General features: G+C 34.7%; 21 protein-coding genes and 1 riboswitch. Of the genes, 15 read left to right on the top strand and 6 right to left on the bottom strand.

Annotated features, from left to right (window positions below; all coding sequences use genetic code 11):
* The first annotated feature begins 58 nt into the window (after window positions 1-58).
* The gene (locus RCJ96_RS06895; protein WP_001195212.1) at window positions 59-319 is read left to right on the top strand and encodes a DUF6123 family protein; all 261 of its coding nucleotides are present in this window, start codon (window positions 59-61) and stop codon (window positions 317-319) included.
* A 2-nt stretch (window positions 320-321) separates the two neighbouring features.
* Here RCJ96_RS06895 and RCJ96_RS06890 read toward each other — a convergent pair whose 3' ends face one another.
* The 3 genes from RCJ96_RS06890 to RCJ96_RS06880 all read right to left on the bottom strand — a co-directional run bounded on the left by RCJ96_RS06890 (window position 322) and on the right by RCJ96_RS06880 (window position 2,569).
* Window positions 322-1,227, bottom strand: coding sequence for a DMT family transporter (locus RCJ96_RS06890; RefSeq protein ID WP_270794591.1), 906 nt, complete (start codon window positions 1,225-1,227; stop codon window positions 322-324).
* A 13-nt stretch (window positions 1,228-1,240) separates the two neighbouring features.
* Window positions 1,241-1,627, bottom strand: coding sequence for a reverse transcriptase-like protein (locus RCJ96_RS06885; RefSeq protein WP_000573873.1), 387 nt, complete (start codon window positions 1,625-1,627; stop codon window positions 1,241-1,243).
* Between the two features lie 69 nt (window positions 1,628-1,696).
* Complete coding sequence (locus RCJ96_RS06880; RefSeq protein WP_000127422.1) at window positions 1,697-2,569, bottom strand: aldose 1-epimerase family protein; 873 nt, start codon at window positions 2,567-2,569, stop codon at window positions 1,697-1,699.
* A gap of 132 nt (window positions 2,570-2,701) precedes the next feature.
* Window positions 2,702-2,746, top strand: a riboswitch (PreQ1 riboswitch).
* A gap of 6 nt (window positions 2,747-2,752) precedes the next feature.
* Between RCJ96_RS06880 and RCJ96_RS06875 the strand changes: the two genes are divergently transcribed.
* The 3 genes from RCJ96_RS06875 (at window position 2,753) to RCJ96_RS06865 (ending at window position 4,239) form a co-directional block, all read left to right on the top strand.
* Window positions 2,753-3,238 (top strand): QueT transporter family protein, encoded by a 486-nt coding sequence (locus tag RCJ96_RS06875; RefSeq protein WP_001026467.1) that lies wholly within the window; start codon window positions 2,753-2,755, stop codon window positions 3,236-3,238.
* 152 nt (window positions 3,239-3,390) lie between these two features.
* The gene (locus RCJ96_RS06870) at window positions 3,391-4,050 is read left to right on the top strand and encodes a ribonuclease H family protein (RefSeq protein ID WP_074610207.1); all 660 of its coding nucleotides are present in this window, start codon (window positions 3,391-3,393) and stop codon (window positions 4,048-4,050) included.
* Window positions 4,051-4,062: 12 nt separating this feature from the next.
* On the top strand, window positions 4,063-4,239 hold the full coding sequence (locus tag RCJ96_RS06865) for a zinc-finger domain-containing protein (protein WP_000358801.1): 177 nt from the start codon (window positions 4,063-4,065) through the stop codon (window positions 4,237-4,239).
* A 33-nt stretch (window positions 4,240-4,272) separates the two neighbouring features.
* On the opposite strand, the gene RCJ96_RS06860 is transcribed toward RCJ96_RS06865, so the two are convergent.
* Window positions 4,273-4,521 carry a DUF2564 family protein gene (locus RCJ96_RS06860; RefSeq protein WP_000534392.1) on the bottom strand — a complete coding sequence of 83 codons (249 nt, stop codon included), beginning with the start codon at window positions 4,519-4,521 and terminating at the stop codon, window positions 4,273-4,275.
* A 130-nt stretch (window positions 4,522-4,651) separates the two neighbouring features.
* Window positions 4,652-4,849, bottom strand: coding sequence for a cold shock-like protein CspB (cspB, locus tag RCJ96_RS06855; RefSeq protein ID WP_001161732.1), 198 nt, complete (start codon window positions 4,847-4,849; stop codon window positions 4,652-4,654).
* A 263-nt stretch (window positions 4,850-5,112) separates the two neighbouring features.
* On the opposite strand from cspB, the gene RCJ96_RS06850 reads away from it, so the two are divergent.
* The 8 genes from RCJ96_RS06850 (at window position 5,113) to RCJ96_RS06815 (ending at window position 11,654) form a co-directional block, all read left to right on the top strand.
* Entirely contained in the window at window positions 5,113-5,841 is a 729-nt protein-coding gene (locus tag RCJ96_RS06850) for a YqcI/YcgG family protein (protein WP_270794596.1), read from the top strand.
* A gap of 138 nt (window positions 5,842-5,979) precedes the next feature.
* Entirely contained in the window at window positions 5,980-6,612 is a 633-nt protein-coding gene (locus tag RCJ96_RS06845) for a LysE family transporter (protein ID WP_074610225.1), read from the top strand.
* A gap of 19 nt (window positions 6,613-6,631) precedes the next feature.
* The gene (locus tag RCJ96_RS06840) at window positions 6,632-6,925 is read left to right on the top strand and encodes a hypothetical protein (RefSeq protein ID WP_000286373.1); all 294 of its coding nucleotides are present in this window, start codon (window positions 6,632-6,634) and stop codon (window positions 6,923-6,925) included.
* A gap of 79 nt (window positions 6,926-7,004) precedes the next feature.
* Window positions 7,005-7,634 (top strand): sterol desaturase family protein, encoded by a 630-nt coding sequence (locus RCJ96_RS06835; protein WP_074610212.1) that lies wholly within the window; start codon window positions 7,005-7,007, stop codon window positions 7,632-7,634.
* 223 nt (window positions 7,635-7,857) lie between these two features.
* Window positions 7,858-8,199, top strand: a complete 342-nt coding sequence (locus RCJ96_RS06830) for a DUF485 domain-containing protein (protein ID WP_000817360.1) — start codon at window positions 7,858-7,860, stop codon at window positions 8,197-8,199.
* Window positions 8,200-8,201: 2 nt separating this feature from the next.
* Complete coding sequence (locus RCJ96_RS06825; protein WP_217695699.1) at window positions 8,202-9,752, top strand: solute symporter family protein; 1,551 nt, start codon at window positions 8,202-8,204, stop codon at window positions 9,750-9,752.
* Between the two features lie 190 nt (window positions 9,753-9,942).
* Window positions 9,943-11,292, top strand: coding sequence for an aspartate aminotransferase family protein (locus tag RCJ96_RS06820; RefSeq protein ID WP_139302898.1), 1,350 nt, complete (start codon window positions 9,943-9,945; stop codon window positions 11,290-11,292).
* A complete protein-coding gene (locus RCJ96_RS06815; RefSeq protein WP_139302899.1) occupies window positions 11,292-11,654 on the top strand; it encodes a DUF3986 family protein in 363 nt (120 codons plus the stop codon). The genes RCJ96_RS06820 and RCJ96_RS06815 overlap by 1 nt, the downstream gene beginning before the upstream one ends.
* A gap of 59 nt (window positions 11,655-11,713) precedes the next feature.
* Here the strand turns inward: RCJ96_RS06815 and RCJ96_RS06810 are convergent, their stop codons facing one another.
* Window positions 11,714-12,877: a cation:proton antiporter gene (locus RCJ96_RS06810; protein ID WP_000393887.1), complete on the bottom strand. Its 1,164-nt coding sequence runs from the start codon at window positions 12,875-12,877 to the stop codon at window positions 11,714-11,716.
* A 331-nt stretch (window positions 12,878-13,208) separates the two neighbouring features.
* Here RCJ96_RS06810 and RCJ96_RS06805 point away from each other — a divergent pair, with 331 nt between their 5' ends.
* The 3 genes from RCJ96_RS06805 (at window position 13,209) to RCJ96_RS06795 (ending at window position 17,303) form a co-directional block, all read left to right on the top strand.
* Window positions 13,209-14,882 (top strand): ribonuclease J, encoded by a 1,674-nt coding sequence (locus RCJ96_RS06805; protein WP_270794601.1) that lies wholly within the window; start codon window positions 13,209-13,211, stop codon window positions 14,880-14,882.
* Window positions 14,883-14,978: 96 nt separating this feature from the next.
* Window positions 14,979-15,809, top strand: coding sequence for a MerR family transcriptional regulator (locus RCJ96_RS06800; protein WP_074610117.1), 831 nt, complete (start codon window positions 14,979-14,981; stop codon window positions 15,807-15,809).
* 138 nt (window positions 15,810-15,947) lie between these two features.
* On the top strand, window positions 15,948-17,303 hold the full coding sequence (locus RCJ96_RS06795) for an MATE family efflux transporter (RefSeq protein WP_074610118.1): 1,356 nt from the start codon (window positions 15,948-15,950) through the stop codon (window positions 17,301-17,303).
* The last annotated feature ends 13 nt before the right edge of the window (window positions 17,304-17,316 follow it).

Below are 17,316 nucleotides of genomic sequence, written 5' to 3'. Positions count from 1 at the left end.
TGGCGTATAAAAACATGTATGATAGGAAGTGGAGAATTTTTGAGTAGGTGGGAATAACATGCAAACAGTAGAAGATTATCTTTCATTCTTACATACGAAAGGATTTAAATTATCAGAGGAAGCACAAGGATTTATTATGTTCGGACAAGGATATACGGGTGCATCTGATGGCATTGTAAACGCAGCAATAGAAGCGACAATTAAGCATCAATTGCAGTTTGATGGCAGTTATTTTGTTGCGTTATTAGAACGATTGAAAGAAGAAGAGATTACAGATAAAAAAAGCGCTAAGGCTTTTATGCGGAAGTTACAAGCGTAACTTCACGCAGCCTGCGCTTCTTTTTTTGTTTTGGAAGGTAATTCAACAAAAACCATGCCTAGGAAAATACATAGGCATCCGAAAATAGCAGAGATAGAAAGTTGTTCGTTTGCAACGAGAACGCCTGTTAAGGCAGCAAAAACGGGCTCCATTGCGAAAATAATAGCTACTCTCGTTGGAGATGTATGTTTTTGTGCTGACGTTTGGATGAAAAAAGCAATGGATGTCGCGAATAGGGAAGTTAGAAATAGCGCAAATAAAAAGGAAGAATTCGTCCATAGTGCTACTGAAAATAATTTTTCCCAATCTTCAAACAAAAAGGCGCAAATAGAAGAAAACAGTCCGACAGCCAATACTTGCGATGTACTTAACAATAAAGGTGATATTTTTTTAGAGAAGAAGCCGTTAACGAGAATATGAGCAGCGAAAGCAACTGCACAACCGAGAACGAGTATATCTCCAATGTTTAATTGAAAAGAATCACCAGCCGTTAATAAGTATAAACCTGCTGTTGCTACCGCAATGCCAATTACGATAAAAATAGTAGCTTTTTGTTTTAAAAAAATAAAAGACAAGATTGGTACCATAACGATACTAAGCCCTGTTAAGAAACCAGCTTTTGAAGAAGTTGTATAAAGTAAGCCGAATGTTTGTAAGACGTAGCCAACGCATAAAAAGAACCCAACGATTAATCCAGCGAGACTACTCTGTTTTATATGTTGTTTTGAAGCTTTTTTTGAGAAAAGTATTTGAACGAATAATAAAATAATTCCAGCGAATAAAAAGCGAATACCATTAAAAGTAAATGGGCCAACGAAAGACATAGCATTTTGAACGACGACAAACGTAGCTCCCCAAATAAAAGAGACAAATAGTAAAGCGAGAGGAGCAATCCAATCTTTTTTCACACTCATACCCCCGTTAATTTTGTAAGATAGCTTTTCTAGCTAACTCATCAGCAACTTTATTTTGACTACTTGGAATCCACTTAATAAAAAAGAGATCGAAACTTTTTATGTACTGCAGTGCTTCCTCTAATAGTGGTGCAAACATTTTATTTTTTGCGTATTCTTTTTCAACAGCTCGCTCGACAAGTTGCGAATCTGTACGAAAAGAGACAATGTTATAATTATGCTCCGTGCAATATTTTAATGCCGCGAGTAATGCGTGGTATTCTGCTTCATGGTTGGACATTGTCCCAAGGGGCAATGATAATTGTACAGCTGGTTGAACCCCTTTAATAAATACTCCTGCACCAGAAGGACCAGGATTTCCTTTTGATGCACCATCAATATATACTTCAATCAAAATGAGAAACCTCCAAATGATAAGATGATCCCCTACTTATATGTTTTTTTGCAGTAGGGGATAGGGCAATTAGCCGATTGTAATACTATAACGACATGTAAATGTTTCATTCGCTTGTAAAGATTGAATTCCTTTTTTTTCCTTGAAATCTTTTGCTGGATTTACTTCATCAGCTATTCCGTACCAAGGTTCGATACATAGGAAAGGTGCGTTCTCGCCTGGTGTCCATACGCCGACAAATGGGAATCCGTCAAATTCTACTTTTACAAATTTATTATGTTTATGAGAACGAATAGAGATTTCATCCGTATTCATATTTTCAAAAATAAGCGCATCGTTTTTAAATAGATCATATGTAAGTGGTAATTCATTCGTACTTTCAGCGATTAATTGCTTTTTATTTGAAAGGTAAGGTCCTTCTAATACACTTGTTTCTAAGCGTTCAGAACCATTAAATGATAGATGGTAATCTGTAAATGATTCGTCTTCTAATAACGGGAAATTGAAACCAGGATGCGCCCCGATTGAGAAGAACATCTCTTTTGAAGTAGGGTTATTTACTTCGTATGTTACATGAACGATTTGTCCGTCTAGCTCATAAGAAACGAGTAATTCGAATTCGTATGGGTATTTTTTTAATGTTTCTTCATTACTAGTAACGATATAAGTGATTTTCGTTTCACTTTGTTCTTTTACAGTGAATGTAAGATCACGAGCAAAGCCGTGTTGTGTTAAAGAATAAGGCTTACCATCTACGTAGTATGTATTATCTACTAATCGGCCGACGATAGGGAATAAAATTGGTGCACGGCGTCCCCAATAAGTAGAATCACCTTGCCATAAGTATTCTGTATTGTCTTCTTTTAAGCGAACGCTTTGTAATTCTGCACCTTTGTCGGATATGGAAACGATCACTTTTTCGTTTTGAATTGTTGCAGTCATGAAGTAAAACCTCCTAAATCTTTCATATATTTCATTATACGTTGTCTAAAAGAAAAAAGGTAGTTCATGATAGGAATCTATTGACGAAAGGGGGGCTACCGCGTAAAATATAATCTTGTTGCTTAAAAAACGAATAACGTGGTTCGAAACCATCCCACGTAAAAAAACTAAGGAGATTTTGTCATGAATATTAGAACATTAGTCGGTAATGGTATTTTAGCGGCATTATATATTGCTGTTTCTATGCTTATTCAGCCATTTGGCTTTACGAATGTACAGTTTCGTATTTCAGAGATGTTTAATCATCTCGTTGTATTTAATAAGAAAGCAATTTACGGAATTGTATTAGGTGTATTTTTAACGAATCTCTTTTTCTCACCTATGATCGCTTACGATTTAGTATTTGGAGTAGGGCAATCTATTCTTGCATTAGTTGCAACGATTATTTCTATGCGATTTATTAAAGGTGTTTGGGCTCGTATGATTTTTAATACAGTTATTTTTACAATTACAATGTTTATGATTGCAATTGAACTTCATCTTGCATTTGATTTACCATTCATGTTGACTTGGTTAACATGTGCAATCGGTGAATTTGTTGTTATGGCGATTGGTATGCCTGTAATGTACTGGATTAATAAACGAGTACAATTTGAAAGATTTATGTAATAGATGAAAGAGCTATTCCTATAGGGATAGCTCTTTTTTACATGTGATTATATTGAATATAATTCTGTGACTCTTGATAAAATATAATAAAATAAAGTGAGGCTTTCATTAGCTGGATACATATAAGAAGTCTTACATAAGGGGAATCTAGTATGAAATATAAAATTCATTGGTTGTATAAAACAAAGCGCGGTTTGCAGACGGAATTAACGACAGATTATATGAACATAGAAGAAGCACTTCAATTTGCGGAGGATTTCGAGAAAACAGGAAGAGTGAAGGAATTATTATTTTACGATGAAATGGATACAGAATGGTTATTAAAGGAAATAAAAAAGCTGAGTAAACAAGTGGAGGAAGAACCCCAAGAAATACTCGTTTATTTTGATGGTGGTTATGATGTACAGACGAAAGAAGCTGGGGTAGGTATATGTGTATACTATAAAAAAGGAAATGCAAAATACCGAATTCGCCGTAATGCATATATAGAAGGCATATATGATAATAATGAAGCGGAATACGCATCATTACTATATAGCATGAATATACTCGAGGAATTAGGGATTAAGTATGAAGCAGTTACACTTCGCGGGGATTCTCAAGTTGTACTGCAACAATTGGCCGGGGAATGGCCTTGTTATGATGAACATTTAAATCATTATTTAGACCAAATTGAGCAAAAAGCGAAGCAAATGAAATTAAAACTTGTATGTGAGCCAATCTTTAGAAAACAAAATAAAGAAGCACATCAATTAGCAACGCAAGCATTAGAAGGAACAGTCATTGATAGTCATAAAGAAATAACCGAATAGAGAGGTGCAACGGTGGATAAAAAGCAACTCATTACAGAGGTAAATGACTTATTAGAAACGTATTGTGAAGGATGTTTTTTGCGAGAACATAATCGAAAGACAAATAGTAAGTATTATGCTCATTCATTTTGTATCAGGCAATGTACAGTTGGAGAAACATTGAAAAAGTATGGGGAACAGTTGTCATGAAAAAACATCCAGAGAAAATTCTCTGGATGTTTTTTAGTGTCTTGCTTCGTTTAGTTGATGCTCACATTTATTTAATTTCTTTTCCTCGTTCATTAAAAATGGCTCATCTAAATCAGTTGCAACAGATTTCATAATTTCAAGCTGAGAGCGAGCTGCTTCTACAGCAGTAGTAGCGTGTTCTAATGTATCTGGATCCATTGAAATTGTTGCTGATCCCACCATTTTTTGTGCTGTTTCTACACGGAATTTCACTTCTTCAAAATCATTTACTTCTGATCCCATTGTTACTGCCTCCTTTGTATATTGCGCATTTCACATAGTTTTTGCTCTGTAAAACGGAAATATACAAAGGAATAACAAAGGAATAACAAAGGAGGTTACCAAGTAAGGTAACCTCCTGTTATATGTTGGATTAAAGTTTTACTACGTTAGCAGCTTGAGGTCCGCGGTTTCCTTCAGTGATATCAAAAGATACTTCTTGACCTTCTTCTAAAGCTTTGTAGCCTTCGCCTTGAATCGCAGAGAAATGTACGAATACATCGTCAGCGCCTTCCATTTCGATAAATCCAAAACCTTTTTCGTTGTTAAACCATTTTACTTTTCCTTGCATGTTACAATTCCTCCTAAAAACATTTGCTTTTTTCATTTAGTGAAATTCATTTGAAAAGATAATATAAACTAAAAATGCTATAATCTTGAATATTCTGCTAAATGATTAATTTAAATATACACGAATTGGGAGAATTTAGTCAAGTAAGCGATTTTATTTTTTTGTATTTTTAAATAATTTTTCAGCCAAATTTTTAAATAGGTATAGGACAGGCCGAGTATGTAATAGTCTTAATTGAATGCTATACATAATGAGGTGAAAGAATGAATAAGTCTTATTTATTAGATAATGAAGGAATGAGAAGGAGAACGGATATACCGAATTGGGTTGCAAAAGAATTTAAAAATTTTTCTAACGTCGTATTAGAACCAACTTTCCCATGTTATTTTGGTGTAACTGCTTTGAAAAAGAATGAACTTCGCTATTCCTTTCTATCTCATAATGATTGGAGTCATTTGCCGCATACAATGTTATCTTTTTTAGAATTAATGAAAGAATGGCCAGTTGTAAGAAGAGGTTTTTTTCTTTTTGTGGAACCGGAATGTGAGGAACAATCAATCGAATATTATCGTGATTACTTTTGGAAAGTACTACAATATTTACATGAAAATGATGATCAAACGTGGCCGAAGCAAATTCCGGAAGACCCAGATCACTACTTATGGGAATTTTCATTTGGCGGGGAACCGATATTTGCATTTGGAAATGCACCAGCTTATAAACAACGAAAAACTAGGCATTTAGGAAATTCTCTCGTTATTGGATTTCAGCCACGTACCATTTTTGATGGATTAGAAGGCGACCGTCCTAAAGGAGCATATTCAAGACAAACGGTCCGAGATCGAGTTGAAAAATGGGATCAGTTGCCGAAACATCCTAACATTAGTCATTATGGTGATCCGGAACATCGGGAATGGAAACAATATTTCATAGGAGACGATGTAGAGCCGATAAAAGGAAAATGTCCTTTTCTTCATAAGATAGAAAAGTAAGAGCCATCACCTAAATGACTCTTTTGCATATTTTGGATAAAAAAGGGTATTTTAGTAGTACATATTTTGATGAAAGCTAGTCTATTTTCAATCATTACATCATTACTTAATAGTAAAGGAAGTAGAAAGGATAGAGCGATGTTTGGAGCGATTATACAACAAATTGTATTAGGGATTTCATTAGCGGCGCCGATAGGTCCGATTAATATTGAAATGTTAAAACGAGGAATTGAACGAGGTTTTTGGCATGCCTGGATTGTTGGAATTGGTGGTATGACTGCAGATATTTTGTTTATGCTTCTCATCTACTTCGGTTTATCTTCTCTGTTTATGTATACATATGTACAAGCTTTTATGTATTGCACAGGGTTTTTCTTATTATTTTATTTAGGATTTCAAAGTGTAAAACAAGGAATTTCTCACTCGAATATGGAATATAAAAAGGAAGAGGTAGGCGGCCTTAAACAATCGTTTATGGCAGGTTTTTTCATTGCAATATCTAATCCATTAAATCTTGTTTTTTGGTTTGGTATATACGGTAGTACACTTAGCTCATTGCTTACGAAGGTAACGAAACAAGAAGCCTTTTTGTACAGTCTTTGTATTATCGTTGGTATTATTTTATGGAATTTAAATATTGCTTTTTCTGTCCATTTTGGCAGAACTTTATTAAAGCAAAAAGCACTTGGCTATATAACAGCCGGAGCAGGTATTATTTTAGTAGGATATTCTATCCATTTTGCATACAAAGCTTTACAGTTGTTCACATAAGATTGAAGGGGAGATTTTTATGTATCGAACCACTATTGACGGAAAAGAAATCATTATTACGTTAGCACCAAAAATCAGAAAAGAAATTACTGATAGAAATCCACTATATGAAGCGGTATTTCAGAATGCAGCAAGATTACTACAAACAAAGCAACCAACGTTTGCTGTAAACCATGAAATATTTGGACTTATCATTGGAGAGGTACAAAGAGGAGAAGTAACAGTGTTTGCGGTGGAACATATTATTCCGAAGCAAAATATATTTGGACCGAACAATTTTTTCTCGACAATAGAGCAACAGGCAAATTTGTAAAGCGTATAGAATAAGATATAGAAGAGAAATAGTCGTAACGATATGTTGCGACTATTTCTTTTGAAAAGGGGGAAGGAAGATGAAGAGGGTGGGGAAAGAGTTCTTTTTACAACATGATATCGTTATTATGTATAGTATTTTATTTGTTTTTATCATTATTTTAAAAATGAAATTTTTCACATGGATCGGTTTGTTATCCTGTTTGTTTGGTATTATTTTTTATACACTAAACGAATATATGACACACCGGTTTTTATTTCATTTAAAACCACCTAAAAACGTATTTTTATTAAAAATGCTAAGAAGATTACATTATGACCATCACGTATATCCAGATGATTTAAAACTGTTATTTTTACCTGTATGGTTTAGTATACCGAGCTTTACTATATATTTACTTATATCATATGCTATAACAAAAAGTGTTACTATTGCACTTTCGTTCGGAATTGGAATGATTATTATGCTTCTCGTTTATGAATGGAAACATTATATTGCACATAAGCCAATACGTCCTGTTACTAAGTTTGGAAGATGGCTAAAAAAACAGCACATATTACACCATTATAAAAATGAAAAGTTTTGGTTTGGTGTTTCAAATCCAGTATTCGATTTCATATTTGGAACGCTTAAAGATGGAAAAGATGTTGAATTAAGCGAAACAGCTCGTAATTTAGAAAAGGAAAAAAAGAAAAAAGTAGTGCGTTAAGCACTGCTTTTGTTTTAATGAGGAAAAAATAAGTAAGGTGTCACTTTATTTTGAAAAAGTATATTAAAAACTTAGGGGAAAATGCCGAAAAATGTCTATCGAAAAATCTTTGCAGGAATGTATGGATTGTCTAAAATGAAAATAAGTTTCTGAATATTTATAAAATTTAGTCTTTAGGTATACAAGGGGGAATTGTATTTCTAGTAAGAGAGGGGATAAGAGAATGAAAAGAGATGATACGTCAGCACGTAAGTTACAAAATGAGGTGAATTATACAGAGGTTGTTCAGTCAGAAGAATTTCAATTGTTATTAAATAAGAAAAAGAAGTTTATCGTTCCAATGAGTATTTTCTTTTTAAGTTTTTTTATTGCGTTACCTATTTTAACATCGTATTCAAAGGTACTCAATACACCGGCATTTGGTGATGTTACGTGGGCGTGGGTATTTGCTTTTGCACAATTTATTATGACTTGGGCTTTATGTATGATTTATAGCAAAAAGGCGGAATCCTTTGATGAAATCTCGCAAAAAATTCTACAAAATATGCAAAAAGGGAGGGGCTGAACTTGAATACGACGGCATTTGCACTATTTTTAATTATTGTCCTTGGTACGCTCGTCATAACCTATTTTGCATCGAAAAAAACGAAAAATGCGAGTGAGTTTTATACAGCTGGAGGGGGATTAACTGGTTGGCAAAATGGTCTGGCCATTGCGGGAGATTATATGTCTGCTGCGTCTTTTCTTGGTATAGCTGGAGCGATCGCATTAACTGGGTTTGATGGTTTCTTTTATAGTATCGGCTTTTTAGTTGCTTATTTAGTTGTTCTATACCTTGTCGCAGAACCGCTAAGGAATTTAGGGAAGTACACGTTAGCGGATATGATTGCGGCGCGTTTTGACGCGAAAAAAGTTCGCGGAGTTGCAGCGCTTAATACGATGACGATTTCAATTTTTTATATGATTGCACAATTAGTTGGGGCGGGTGCACTTATTAAGTTATTATTAGGGATCGAATATACAACATCCGTTTTAATTGTTGGTACATTAATGACAGTGTACGTTATTTTTGGCGGAATGACCGCGACGAGCTGGGTACAAATTGTTAAGGCTGTATTACTTATGGCTGGTACATTTATTATTTCTGTTATCGTTTTCGCAAAATTTAATTTTAGTGTGACGGAAATGTTCGCGCAAATGAAAACAGCAACTCCGTTAAAAGAGTCGTTTTTAAATCCCGGTGTAAAGTATAAAGATGGTCTTGATACGCTATCTTTAAATTTAGGACTAGTTCTTGGTACGGCAGGGTTACCACATATTCTTGTCCGCTTTTTTACAGTACGTGATGCAAAAACGGCACGTCAATCTGTCGTATATGCGACATGGTTAATTGGCGCATTTTATATTATGACGATTTTCTTAGGATTTGGGGCAGCGGCGTTTGTAGGAAATGAGGCAATTATGAAAGCAAATCCAGCTGGTAATATGGCAGCACCTTTATTAGCGAAAGCATTGGGCGGAGATTTCTTATTTGCTTTCGTATCAGCAATTGCCTTTGCAACGATTTTAGCTGTAGTGGCAGGCCTTGTATTAACAGCAGCATCCGCATTCGCACATGATTTTTATAATGAAATTATCCGTAAGGGGAAATCAACGGAAAAAGAGCAAGTATCCATGGCTCGTTATGCGTCTATTGGAGTAGCTGTATTATCTATTATACTAGCGTTATTTGCTCAAACGTTGAACGTAGCATTTTTAGTTTCGTTAGCATTTGCAGTTGCAGCGAGTGCTAACTTGCCAGTTATATTATTCACAATATATTGGAAGCGCTTCAATACAACAGGTGCCATCTCTGGTATGATTGCTGGTCTTGTATCAGCTATTGTTCTTGTAGCGTTAAGCCCAAATGTATGGAACCCTGTAGCTGGAAAAGCTATATTTGTTGGGGAAGCGATATTCCCATATACGACACCTGGAATTATTTCGATTCCGCTTGGATTTCTTGCAGCGTATTTAGGAACCGTTTTATCTAGTAAGAAAGAAGATGCAGCGAAATTTGATGAAATTCTTGTGAAATCTAATACTGGGCATGGTATTAGTGACGTGTCTTCGCATTAAAAAAGAGGAGCTTTTCGATAGATAAGAAAAGCTCCTTTTTCTTTTGTCATTTTCTTGTAAATAATACTGCTTTGTAAGTAGGATTTGTCTTAATTTTGTGGAATGAAAATAAGCAGGGAGAAATTTAAATCATCATGGTACCAGCGCAGCTTTTGTGAAAAATAAGTTGTTATGGAAGGTGGAAGAAATGATGAAAACGAAACAGACTGATGAATTATTAGCAAAAGATGAGCAATATGTTTGGCACGGAATGCGTCCCTTTAGTCCAAATAGTACAATGGTAGGGGCAAAAGCAGAAGGGTGCTGGGTTGAAGATATACAAGGAAAAAGATATTTAGATGGTATGAGTGGTCTTTGGTGTGTGAATAGTGGATATGGCAGAAAAGAGCTTGCAGAAGCGGCATATAAGCAATTACAAACATTATCATACTTTCCGATGTCACAATCACATGAACCGGCTATAAAGCTTGCAGAAAAATTAAATGAATGGCTTGGAGGAGAGTATGTTATTTTCTTCTCTAATAGTGGTTCGGAAGCGAACGAAACAGCTTTTAAAATAGCAAGACAATACTATGCGCAAAAAGGTGAACCACATCGTTATAAATTTATGTCACGTTACCGCGGCTATCATGGGAATACAATGGCAACGATGGCAGCGACAGGGCAAGCGCAGCGTAGATATCAATATGAGCCATTTGCTTCAGGATTTTTACATGTAACGCCGCCAGATTGTTATCGTATGCCTGGAATAGAAAGAGAGAACATTTATGATGTAGAATGTGTAAAAGAAGTAGATCGGGTCATGACATGGGAACTAAGTGAAACGATTGCAGCTTTTATTATGGAACCAATTATTACAGGCGGAGGCATTTTAATGCCGCCACAAGACTATATGAAAGCTGTTCATGAAACGTGTCAAAAACACGGTGCCTTGCTCATTAGCGATGAAGTGATTTGCGGTTTTGGGCGTACAGGAAAGGCATTTGGATTTATGAATTATGATGTGAAACCAGATATTATTACAATGGCAAAAGGGATTACGAGTGCATATTTACCATTATCAGCAACAGCTGTGAAAAAAGAAATATATGAAGAATTTAAAGGAAAAGGAGAATATGAATTTTTCCGCCACATTAATACATTTGGTGGGAATCCTGCAGCTTGTGCATTAGCACTTAAAAACTTAGAGATCATGGAAAATGAAAATTTAATTGAGCGATCTGCACAAATGGGCTCGCTTTTATTAGAGCAATTAAAAGAAGAAATTGGAGAACATCCACTTGTAGGGGATATTAGAGGAAAAGGACTACTAGTTGGAATTGAACTAGTAAATGATAAAGAGACGAAAGAGCCAATTGATAACGACAAAATTGCAAGTGTTGTAAATGCTTGTAAAGAAAAAGGGTTAATTATAGGACGAAACGGTATGACAACAGCAGGATATAATAACGTCTTGACATTAGCACCACCACTTGTTATTTCAAGTGAAGAAATTGCTTTCGTTGTGGGAACGTTGAAGACAGCGATGGAACGTATTTAATGAATGAAGCGAGCTGTAATATACAGCTCGCTTTTGTTTATGATGTCAAATATGATAAATTTTCAAAGAGAGGGGAATTTATTATGAAGAAATATGAACCTAGTAAACATTATCACATCGGATATTATGAAGATGGATATGATTTAGAAGTGACAGCGTACAAAAGAATACATGAACCAGTTTGGGATGCGTATATTCCACACTATGAGGTAGACGATTTTTATAAGAAAGTGGAGGAAATTAAATTAGGTGAATATATAGATAATTATGGCATTGTGGTGTATTCATTTCGTAATAATATTGATGATGATGAAGCACGAATTATTTTTGAAAAATGGTTAAAAAAGAACAGTATTGTTTAAAGATAAAACAAAAAAGGAGATTGCTATCTTATAAGATAGCAATCTCCTTTTTATTAAAATTATTTACTTGCTTTCATTGCTTTATCTTTTGCACCAAAAGTATATTTTAACATTGGTGGTGTAATCATTGTAGTTAAAATAACGACAATAACAATTGCTGTAAAGTAATCTTGTGCTAGTAGTCCAGAAGAAAGTCCTGTACCTGCGATGATAAGTGCAACTTCACCACGAGAAACCATTCCAGAACCGATAATTGCAGAAGACTTAGCGTCAAATCCAGTCATTCGTGCACCTAAGCCACAACCGATTAATTTCGTTAATACAGCGATTACTGTTAATGCTAAGATGAACCAAATTTGATCGCCAATACCGTCAAATGTAATATTCATACCGATACTTACGAAGAATACTGGAACGAACATAGCGTAAGCGATTGGCTCTACTTTCTTTTCTACTTCATGTTTGTAGTTCGTTTGAGAAATAGCGATACCAGCTGCGAAAGCACCGATAATACCAGCAATTCCTAATAGTTCGCCGAAATATGCGAATGAGAAACAGATGATAAGAGCCGCGCTCACGATAGACTCAGATACGCGTAGCGGTGATAACCAGCGCATAATCGCAGGAACACCTTTCCATCCGATTAAAATAATAGAAGCGAAGAATACAACTTTCTTCAAGATAATCATTGTTAAGTTAACATCGTCTGTACCTAGGAAACTCATTGCAAATGCTAATAAAATAACGACAAGAATGTCATCAAATACAGCTGCGCCCAGCATAGTTGTACTTTCACGTGTTTTCATCTTTCCTAAATCACGAAGTGTTTGTACGGAAATACTAACACTTGTTGCACATAGAAGTAATCCTAAAAATACAGCATTTCCTTGTTCCATTCCCATAATAAGACCAGAAACGTAACCACCTACGAATGGAAGAATGATACCTCCAAGTGCAACAGCTAAAGAAGAATTACGATTTGCGTTTAATTCCTCTAAGTCTGTTTCAAGACCGGCCATAAACATTAAAAGAATAACCCCAACATTACTTAATTGTGTCAGAAGTTCTGAATTTTCAATCCAACCTAATACAGCTGGACCGATAACGATACCGACAATTAATTTACCGAGTACAGAAGGCTGGCCTAATCTAACACTAAGATCACCAGCAAGCTTTGTACTTAATAAAATAAGTGCGATTTGAAAGAAAAATTCGAATTCCATCGGATCCTCTCCTTATCATTTTTATTTTTATCATACGATTTCTCGGAATTTGCCTAATGAAAATATGTAAAACCCATTAAACAAAGGGTCTGATTACGAGTTCTTTTGAACTTGTAATTTGAACCTGTAATTAATATATAATAGATTTTACAAAAAATCAATGAAAAAATGAGGGCTTTTTTACGGAGAACTTGTGTTATTGCGGATATAGGTATAAGAGTGGCATGTGAATTTTGTATGTATGAAACAGTATGAAGTCCTTTTCTATTACAAATAATAAAGCCTAAATACGATTTCACGAATTATAACAGTGAAAGGGAGGGCTTATAATTTGAAGTCATTAAAAAACAACTTGTCTATCGTTGCTTTAGGTGGAGTAAATGAAATAGGGAAAAATATGTATGCTATTCAATATGAAAGTGATATTGTCGTTATTGATTGCGGATCTAAATTTCCAGATGAAAGTTTATTAGGAATTGATTTAATCATTCCAGACGTCACATACTTACAAGAAAATAAAGAAAAAATTCGCGGATTAGTAGTAACGCATGGACATGAAGATCATATTGGCGGAATACCATATTTTTTAAAACAACTAAACGTACCAATCTATGCGACGAAGTTAACGTTAGGTTTAATTGAAATTAAATTAAAGGAACATAACCTTCAAAATGATACAGAATTAATCGTTATTCATTCAGAATCAGAAATTGATTTTGGTTCTATTAAGACAACTTTTTTTAAAACGAATCATAGCATTCCAGATTGCCTCGGTATTGCTTTCTATACACCAGAAGGTACTGTAGTACATACAGGTGATTTTAAATTTGATTTAACACCAGTAAATAACCAACAGCCTGATATTCATAAAATGGCTAAAATAGGTAGTGAAGGCGTGCTAGCTTTGCTATCTGAAAGCACAAATGCAGAACGACCAGGATTTACTCCATCAGAAAGGTCGGTAGGGGAGCGGATAGAAGAAATATTTATGAAAGCAAATAGGAAAGTGATTATTTCTACTTTTGCTTCTAATGTGAATCGTGTTCAGCAAATAGTTGAAGCTTGTATAAAAACAAATCGAAAACTGGCTTTGCTCGGGAGAAGTATGGTAAATGTAGTAGAAGTTGCTCTAGAGAAAGGGTATCTAAATATTCCAGATGGTATGTTAATTGAAGCAAGTGAGGTAAATCGTTTAGATCCAAAGCAGGTTGCAATCCTTTGTACAGGAAGCCAAGGAGAACCAATGGCAGCTTTAGCGCGGTTAGCTAGTGGAAACTATAGGCAAGTGGATGTTTTACCAGAAGATACGGTTATTATAGCGGCAACGCCTATTCCGGGAAATGAACGTAACGTTTCACGAATTATAGATAATTTATTCGCATTAGGAGCAAAAGTAATTTACGGATCAGGTAGTTCTACTGGAGTCCATGTATCTGGTCATGCGTATCAAGAAGAATTGAAATTAATGCTTGCTTTAATGAAACCAAAATATTTTATCCCCATTCATGGAGAGTTTAGAATGCTACATCACCATAGCTTGCTAGCGGAATCAATTGGTGTCGAAAAAGAAAATATCTTTATCGTTCGTAATGGAGATGTTGTAGATATAAGTAATCAAGTGGCAATTCAATCGAGAAAAATACAAGCAGGAAATATATATGTAGATGGATTAGGAATTGGTGATGTTGGAAATGCATTATTACGTGATCGAAAACAACTTTCAGAAGATGGAATGCTCGTTATAGTTATTACTTTTAATAAAGTGGATGGAGAAATAATTTCAGGTCCTGATATTATTTCCCGTGGATTCGTCTATGTTCGTGATTCAGAAGAATTTTTGAAGGAATTAAATAAATTAGCTGTTATTACGATTAATAATGTAAAGAAAGAGAAAGTGAATAGCTGGGGTATTTTGAAAAGAGAAGTAAGAGAAGCTTTAGGGAAGTATATATATACGAATACGAAAAGAAAGCCGATGATTCTTCCTATAATTATAGAGGTGTAATAATGAATAAAAAGAATTCTCTTAAGAGAATTCTTTTTTGTTTTGAAAACAGAATGAACATATAATGAAATAAATAGAAATGGAAGGGAATAAAAGATGTTATTAAACAAACGCTTTACAATTGGAGAAATGGCAAAAATGCATAATATAGCGGAATCTACTTTACGTTATTATGATGAAAAAGGAATATTTCATCCGTCCATTGTGGACCCACAAACAAATTATCGCTATTACACAATCGATCAATTTTCACTATTAGATACGATTAAGTTTTTACGCCAATTAAATATTCCATTAAAGGAAATTAAGAAATATATTGATGAAAGAAATCCAGCATACGCACTCAATTTGTTGGAAAAACAACAAGAAATGATGTTGAAAAAACAAAGAGAAATTGAGTACGCTTTGGCGAAAATGGAGCATAGAATTCATTTGATTAAGGAAGCAACAAAAGCAAAAGCTAAACAAATGGTAGTGAAAGAGATCCCGCGTCGAAAAATTACAGCAATTGCGGTTGCTCCAAATACGACGGATGACATGTTTGAGTACTACATCCATTCGTTGCAAAAAAATATGAGACAAATGGATGATAGTTTATTTTCTGGAGATATTGGTGTAACTGTTTCGAAAAAAGGATTTATGCAAAATGAGTTTCAAGCGTATAGTAGCGTGTTTATTCTTTTGGATTATATGCCGTATGAAGTGCATAATTCAGATGAGATTAAGGAAGGTTTATATGCTTGTTCTTATCATCATGGACCGTATGAAGAAACAGATGCAACGTATAAGGAATTACTTGCATACATTGATCAAAAAGGATATGAAGTAAGTGGAGATGCGATTGAGATTGGATTAATCGATTGGTCTGTAACAGAAAATCCAGAGGAGCAAGTAACAGAAATTCAAATTCCTGTAGTGAAAAAATAAGGTAAAAACCTTTGAACTGATGACAAATTTATATTCGTTAATATAATTCAGTTACCTATTTTTTAATTCTCTCTTGACCTTCAAGTTACTTTAAGGTTTAAACTGTGAACAGAGCGTTGAAAAAAGGAGCAAAATAGTATGGAAGTAACAGAAAAATTAAGAGAAAAACCAATTAAAAGTTTATTTATCACTTATTTAATACCAGCCGTTCTCGGAATGGTATTAATGTCAGTTAATATTGTGATTGACGCGGTTATGATTAGTAGGGGAGTTGGAGCGAACGGATTAGCAGGAGTAAACGTGGCTATTCCAGCGTTTTCAATTTTCTTCTCTATTTCATTATGGATTGGAATGGGAGGGGCAACGTTATATTCCATTGCGCTAGGTGAAAATAAAATAGAAAGAGCAAGGTCTATTTTTACTCAATCCATGACAGTGGCAGTCATTATCGTAGGCGTTTTAGCGGCGATTTGCTTATGGAGAATAGAAGACTTAGCATACTTATTCGGTGCAAACGAAGTGATTTTACCGTATGCATTAGACTATTTACACGTATTATTAACATTTGGAATGATATACGTTTTAGAAAATATTTTAAGTACATTTATACGAAATGATGGAAATCCTAATTTAGCAATGGCAGGTTTAGTTGTAACAGCTGTATTAAATATAGTGTTTGACTATATCTTTATTTTCATCTTTAAATGGGGCGTAACAGGAGCTGCTTCAGCAACTATTCTTTCGGCAGCGATTGGTTTCCTTGTATTATTAACGCACTTCTTGAGAAAAAGTAGTATTTTAAAGTGGACGAAATTCCATTTTGAATGGGATACGATTAAACAAATTATGATAATCGGGTTTCCGAGCTTTATAACAGAAAGTACAGTGGCAATCGTAACGATTGGTTTTAATATAGCATTCGTTCAATATGCAGGAGAAGTAGGCGTAGCTTCCTATGCGATGGTAAACAGCATTCATGCGATGACATTACTATTATTCTTCGGTGTAGGTGCTGCATTGCAACCAATTGCTAGTTTCCATTACGGTGCAAATTTATCAGAAAGATTACGTGAAGGATTACAGTTTGCTGTGAAAATTGCAGTTATACTTGGCGGCGTTGCGATAATTGTCGGATTATTCTTCGGGAAATATATTATTGGCCTATTTGATGTCCAATCTCCACAATTATTGGAGTTAACACTAACAGGTATTAGTTTGTTCTTTATCCAATACGTATTTTTAGGCTATAACATTGTGTATGGAGAGTACTTCCAATCAGTACGACAAACGAAGAAATCAGTACTGATTATAATGAGCCGAGGGCTACTATTTATTATTCCATTATTATGGATTATGCCAAAGTTATTTGGGATAAACGGAATTTGGCTCGTTATGCCAGTAGCTGAAGTAATAACAGCGATTATCTTATTTACGATGAATCGTATGAAACATCCTGTTCCATTAAACATGGCAGGAGAGAAGGAAGTAATATAATGAAGAAAATCCC

This window comes from Bacillus sp. BSL6 (assembly GCF_052928345.1).
This window is presented reverse-complemented; position numbering and strand designations above follow the sequence as displayed.

What these genes read in the sequence shown, in the direction of transcription:
- RCJ96_RS06840 (WP_000286373.1), top strand. Translation starts at nt 6,632, where the DNA reads ATGTATCGAACCACTATTGACGGAAAAGAAATCATTATTACGTTAGCA.
- RCJ96_RS06870 (WP_074610207.1), top strand. Translation starts at nt 3,391, where the DNA reads ATGAAATATAAAATTCATTGGTTGTATAAAACAAAGCGCGGTTTGCAG.
- RCJ96_RS06845 (WP_074610225.1), top strand. Translation starts at nt 5,980, where the DNA reads ATGTTTGGAGCGATTATACAACAAATTGTATTAGGGATTTCATTAGCG.
- RCJ96_RS06795 (WP_074610118.1), top strand. Translation starts at nt 15,948, where the DNA reads ATGGAAGTAACAGAAAAATTAAGAGAAAAACCAATTAAAAGTTTATTT.
- RCJ96_RS06850 (WP_270794596.1), top strand. Translation starts at nt 5,113, where the DNA reads ATGAATAAGTCTTATTTATTAGATAATGAAGGAATGAGAAGGAGAACG.
- RCJ96_RS06815 (WP_139302899.1), top strand. Translation starts at nt 11,292, where the DNA reads ATGAATGAAGCGAGCTGTAATATACAGCTCGCTTTTGTTTATGATGTC.
- RCJ96_RS06895 (WP_001195212.1), top strand. Translation starts at nt 59, where the DNA reads ATGCAAACAGTAGAAGATTATCTTTCATTCTTACATACGAAAGGATTT.
- RCJ96_RS06880 (WP_000127422.1), bottom strand. Translation starts at nt 2,569, where the DNA reads ATGACTGCAACAATTCAAAACGAAAAAGTGATCGTTTCCATATCCGAC.
- RCJ96_RS06820 (WP_139302898.1), top strand. Translation starts at nt 9,943, where the DNA reads ATGAAAACGAAACAGACTGATGAATTATTAGCAAAAGATGAGCAATAT.
- RCJ96_RS06810 (WP_000393887.1), bottom strand. Translation starts at nt 12,877, where the DNA reads ATGGAATTCGAATTTTTCTTTCAAATCGCACTTATTTTATTAAGTACA.
- RCJ96_RS06830 (WP_000817360.1), top strand. Translation starts at nt 7,858, where the DNA reads ATGAAAAGAGATGATACGTCAGCACGTAAGTTACAAAATGAGGTGAAT.
- RCJ96_RS06875 (WP_001026467.1), top strand. Translation starts at nt 2,753, where the DNA reads ATGAATATTAGAACATTAGTCGGTAATGGTATTTTAGCGGCATTATAT.
- RCJ96_RS06835 (WP_074610212.1), top strand. Translation starts at nt 7,005, where the DNA reads ATGAAGAGGGTGGGGAAAGAGTTCTTTTTACAACATGATATCGTTATT.
- RCJ96_RS06860 (WP_000534392.1), bottom strand. Translation starts at nt 4,521, where the DNA reads ATGGGATCAGAAGTAAATGATTTTGAAGAAGTGAAATTCCGTGTAGAA.
- cspB (WP_001161732.1), bottom strand. Translation starts at nt 4,849, where the DNA reads ATGCAAGGAAAAGTAAAATGGTTTAACAACGAAAAAGGTTTTGGATTT.
- RCJ96_RS06800 (WP_074610117.1), top strand. Translation starts at nt 14,979, where the DNA reads ATGTTATTAAACAAACGCTTTACAATTGGAGAAATGGCAAAAATGCAT.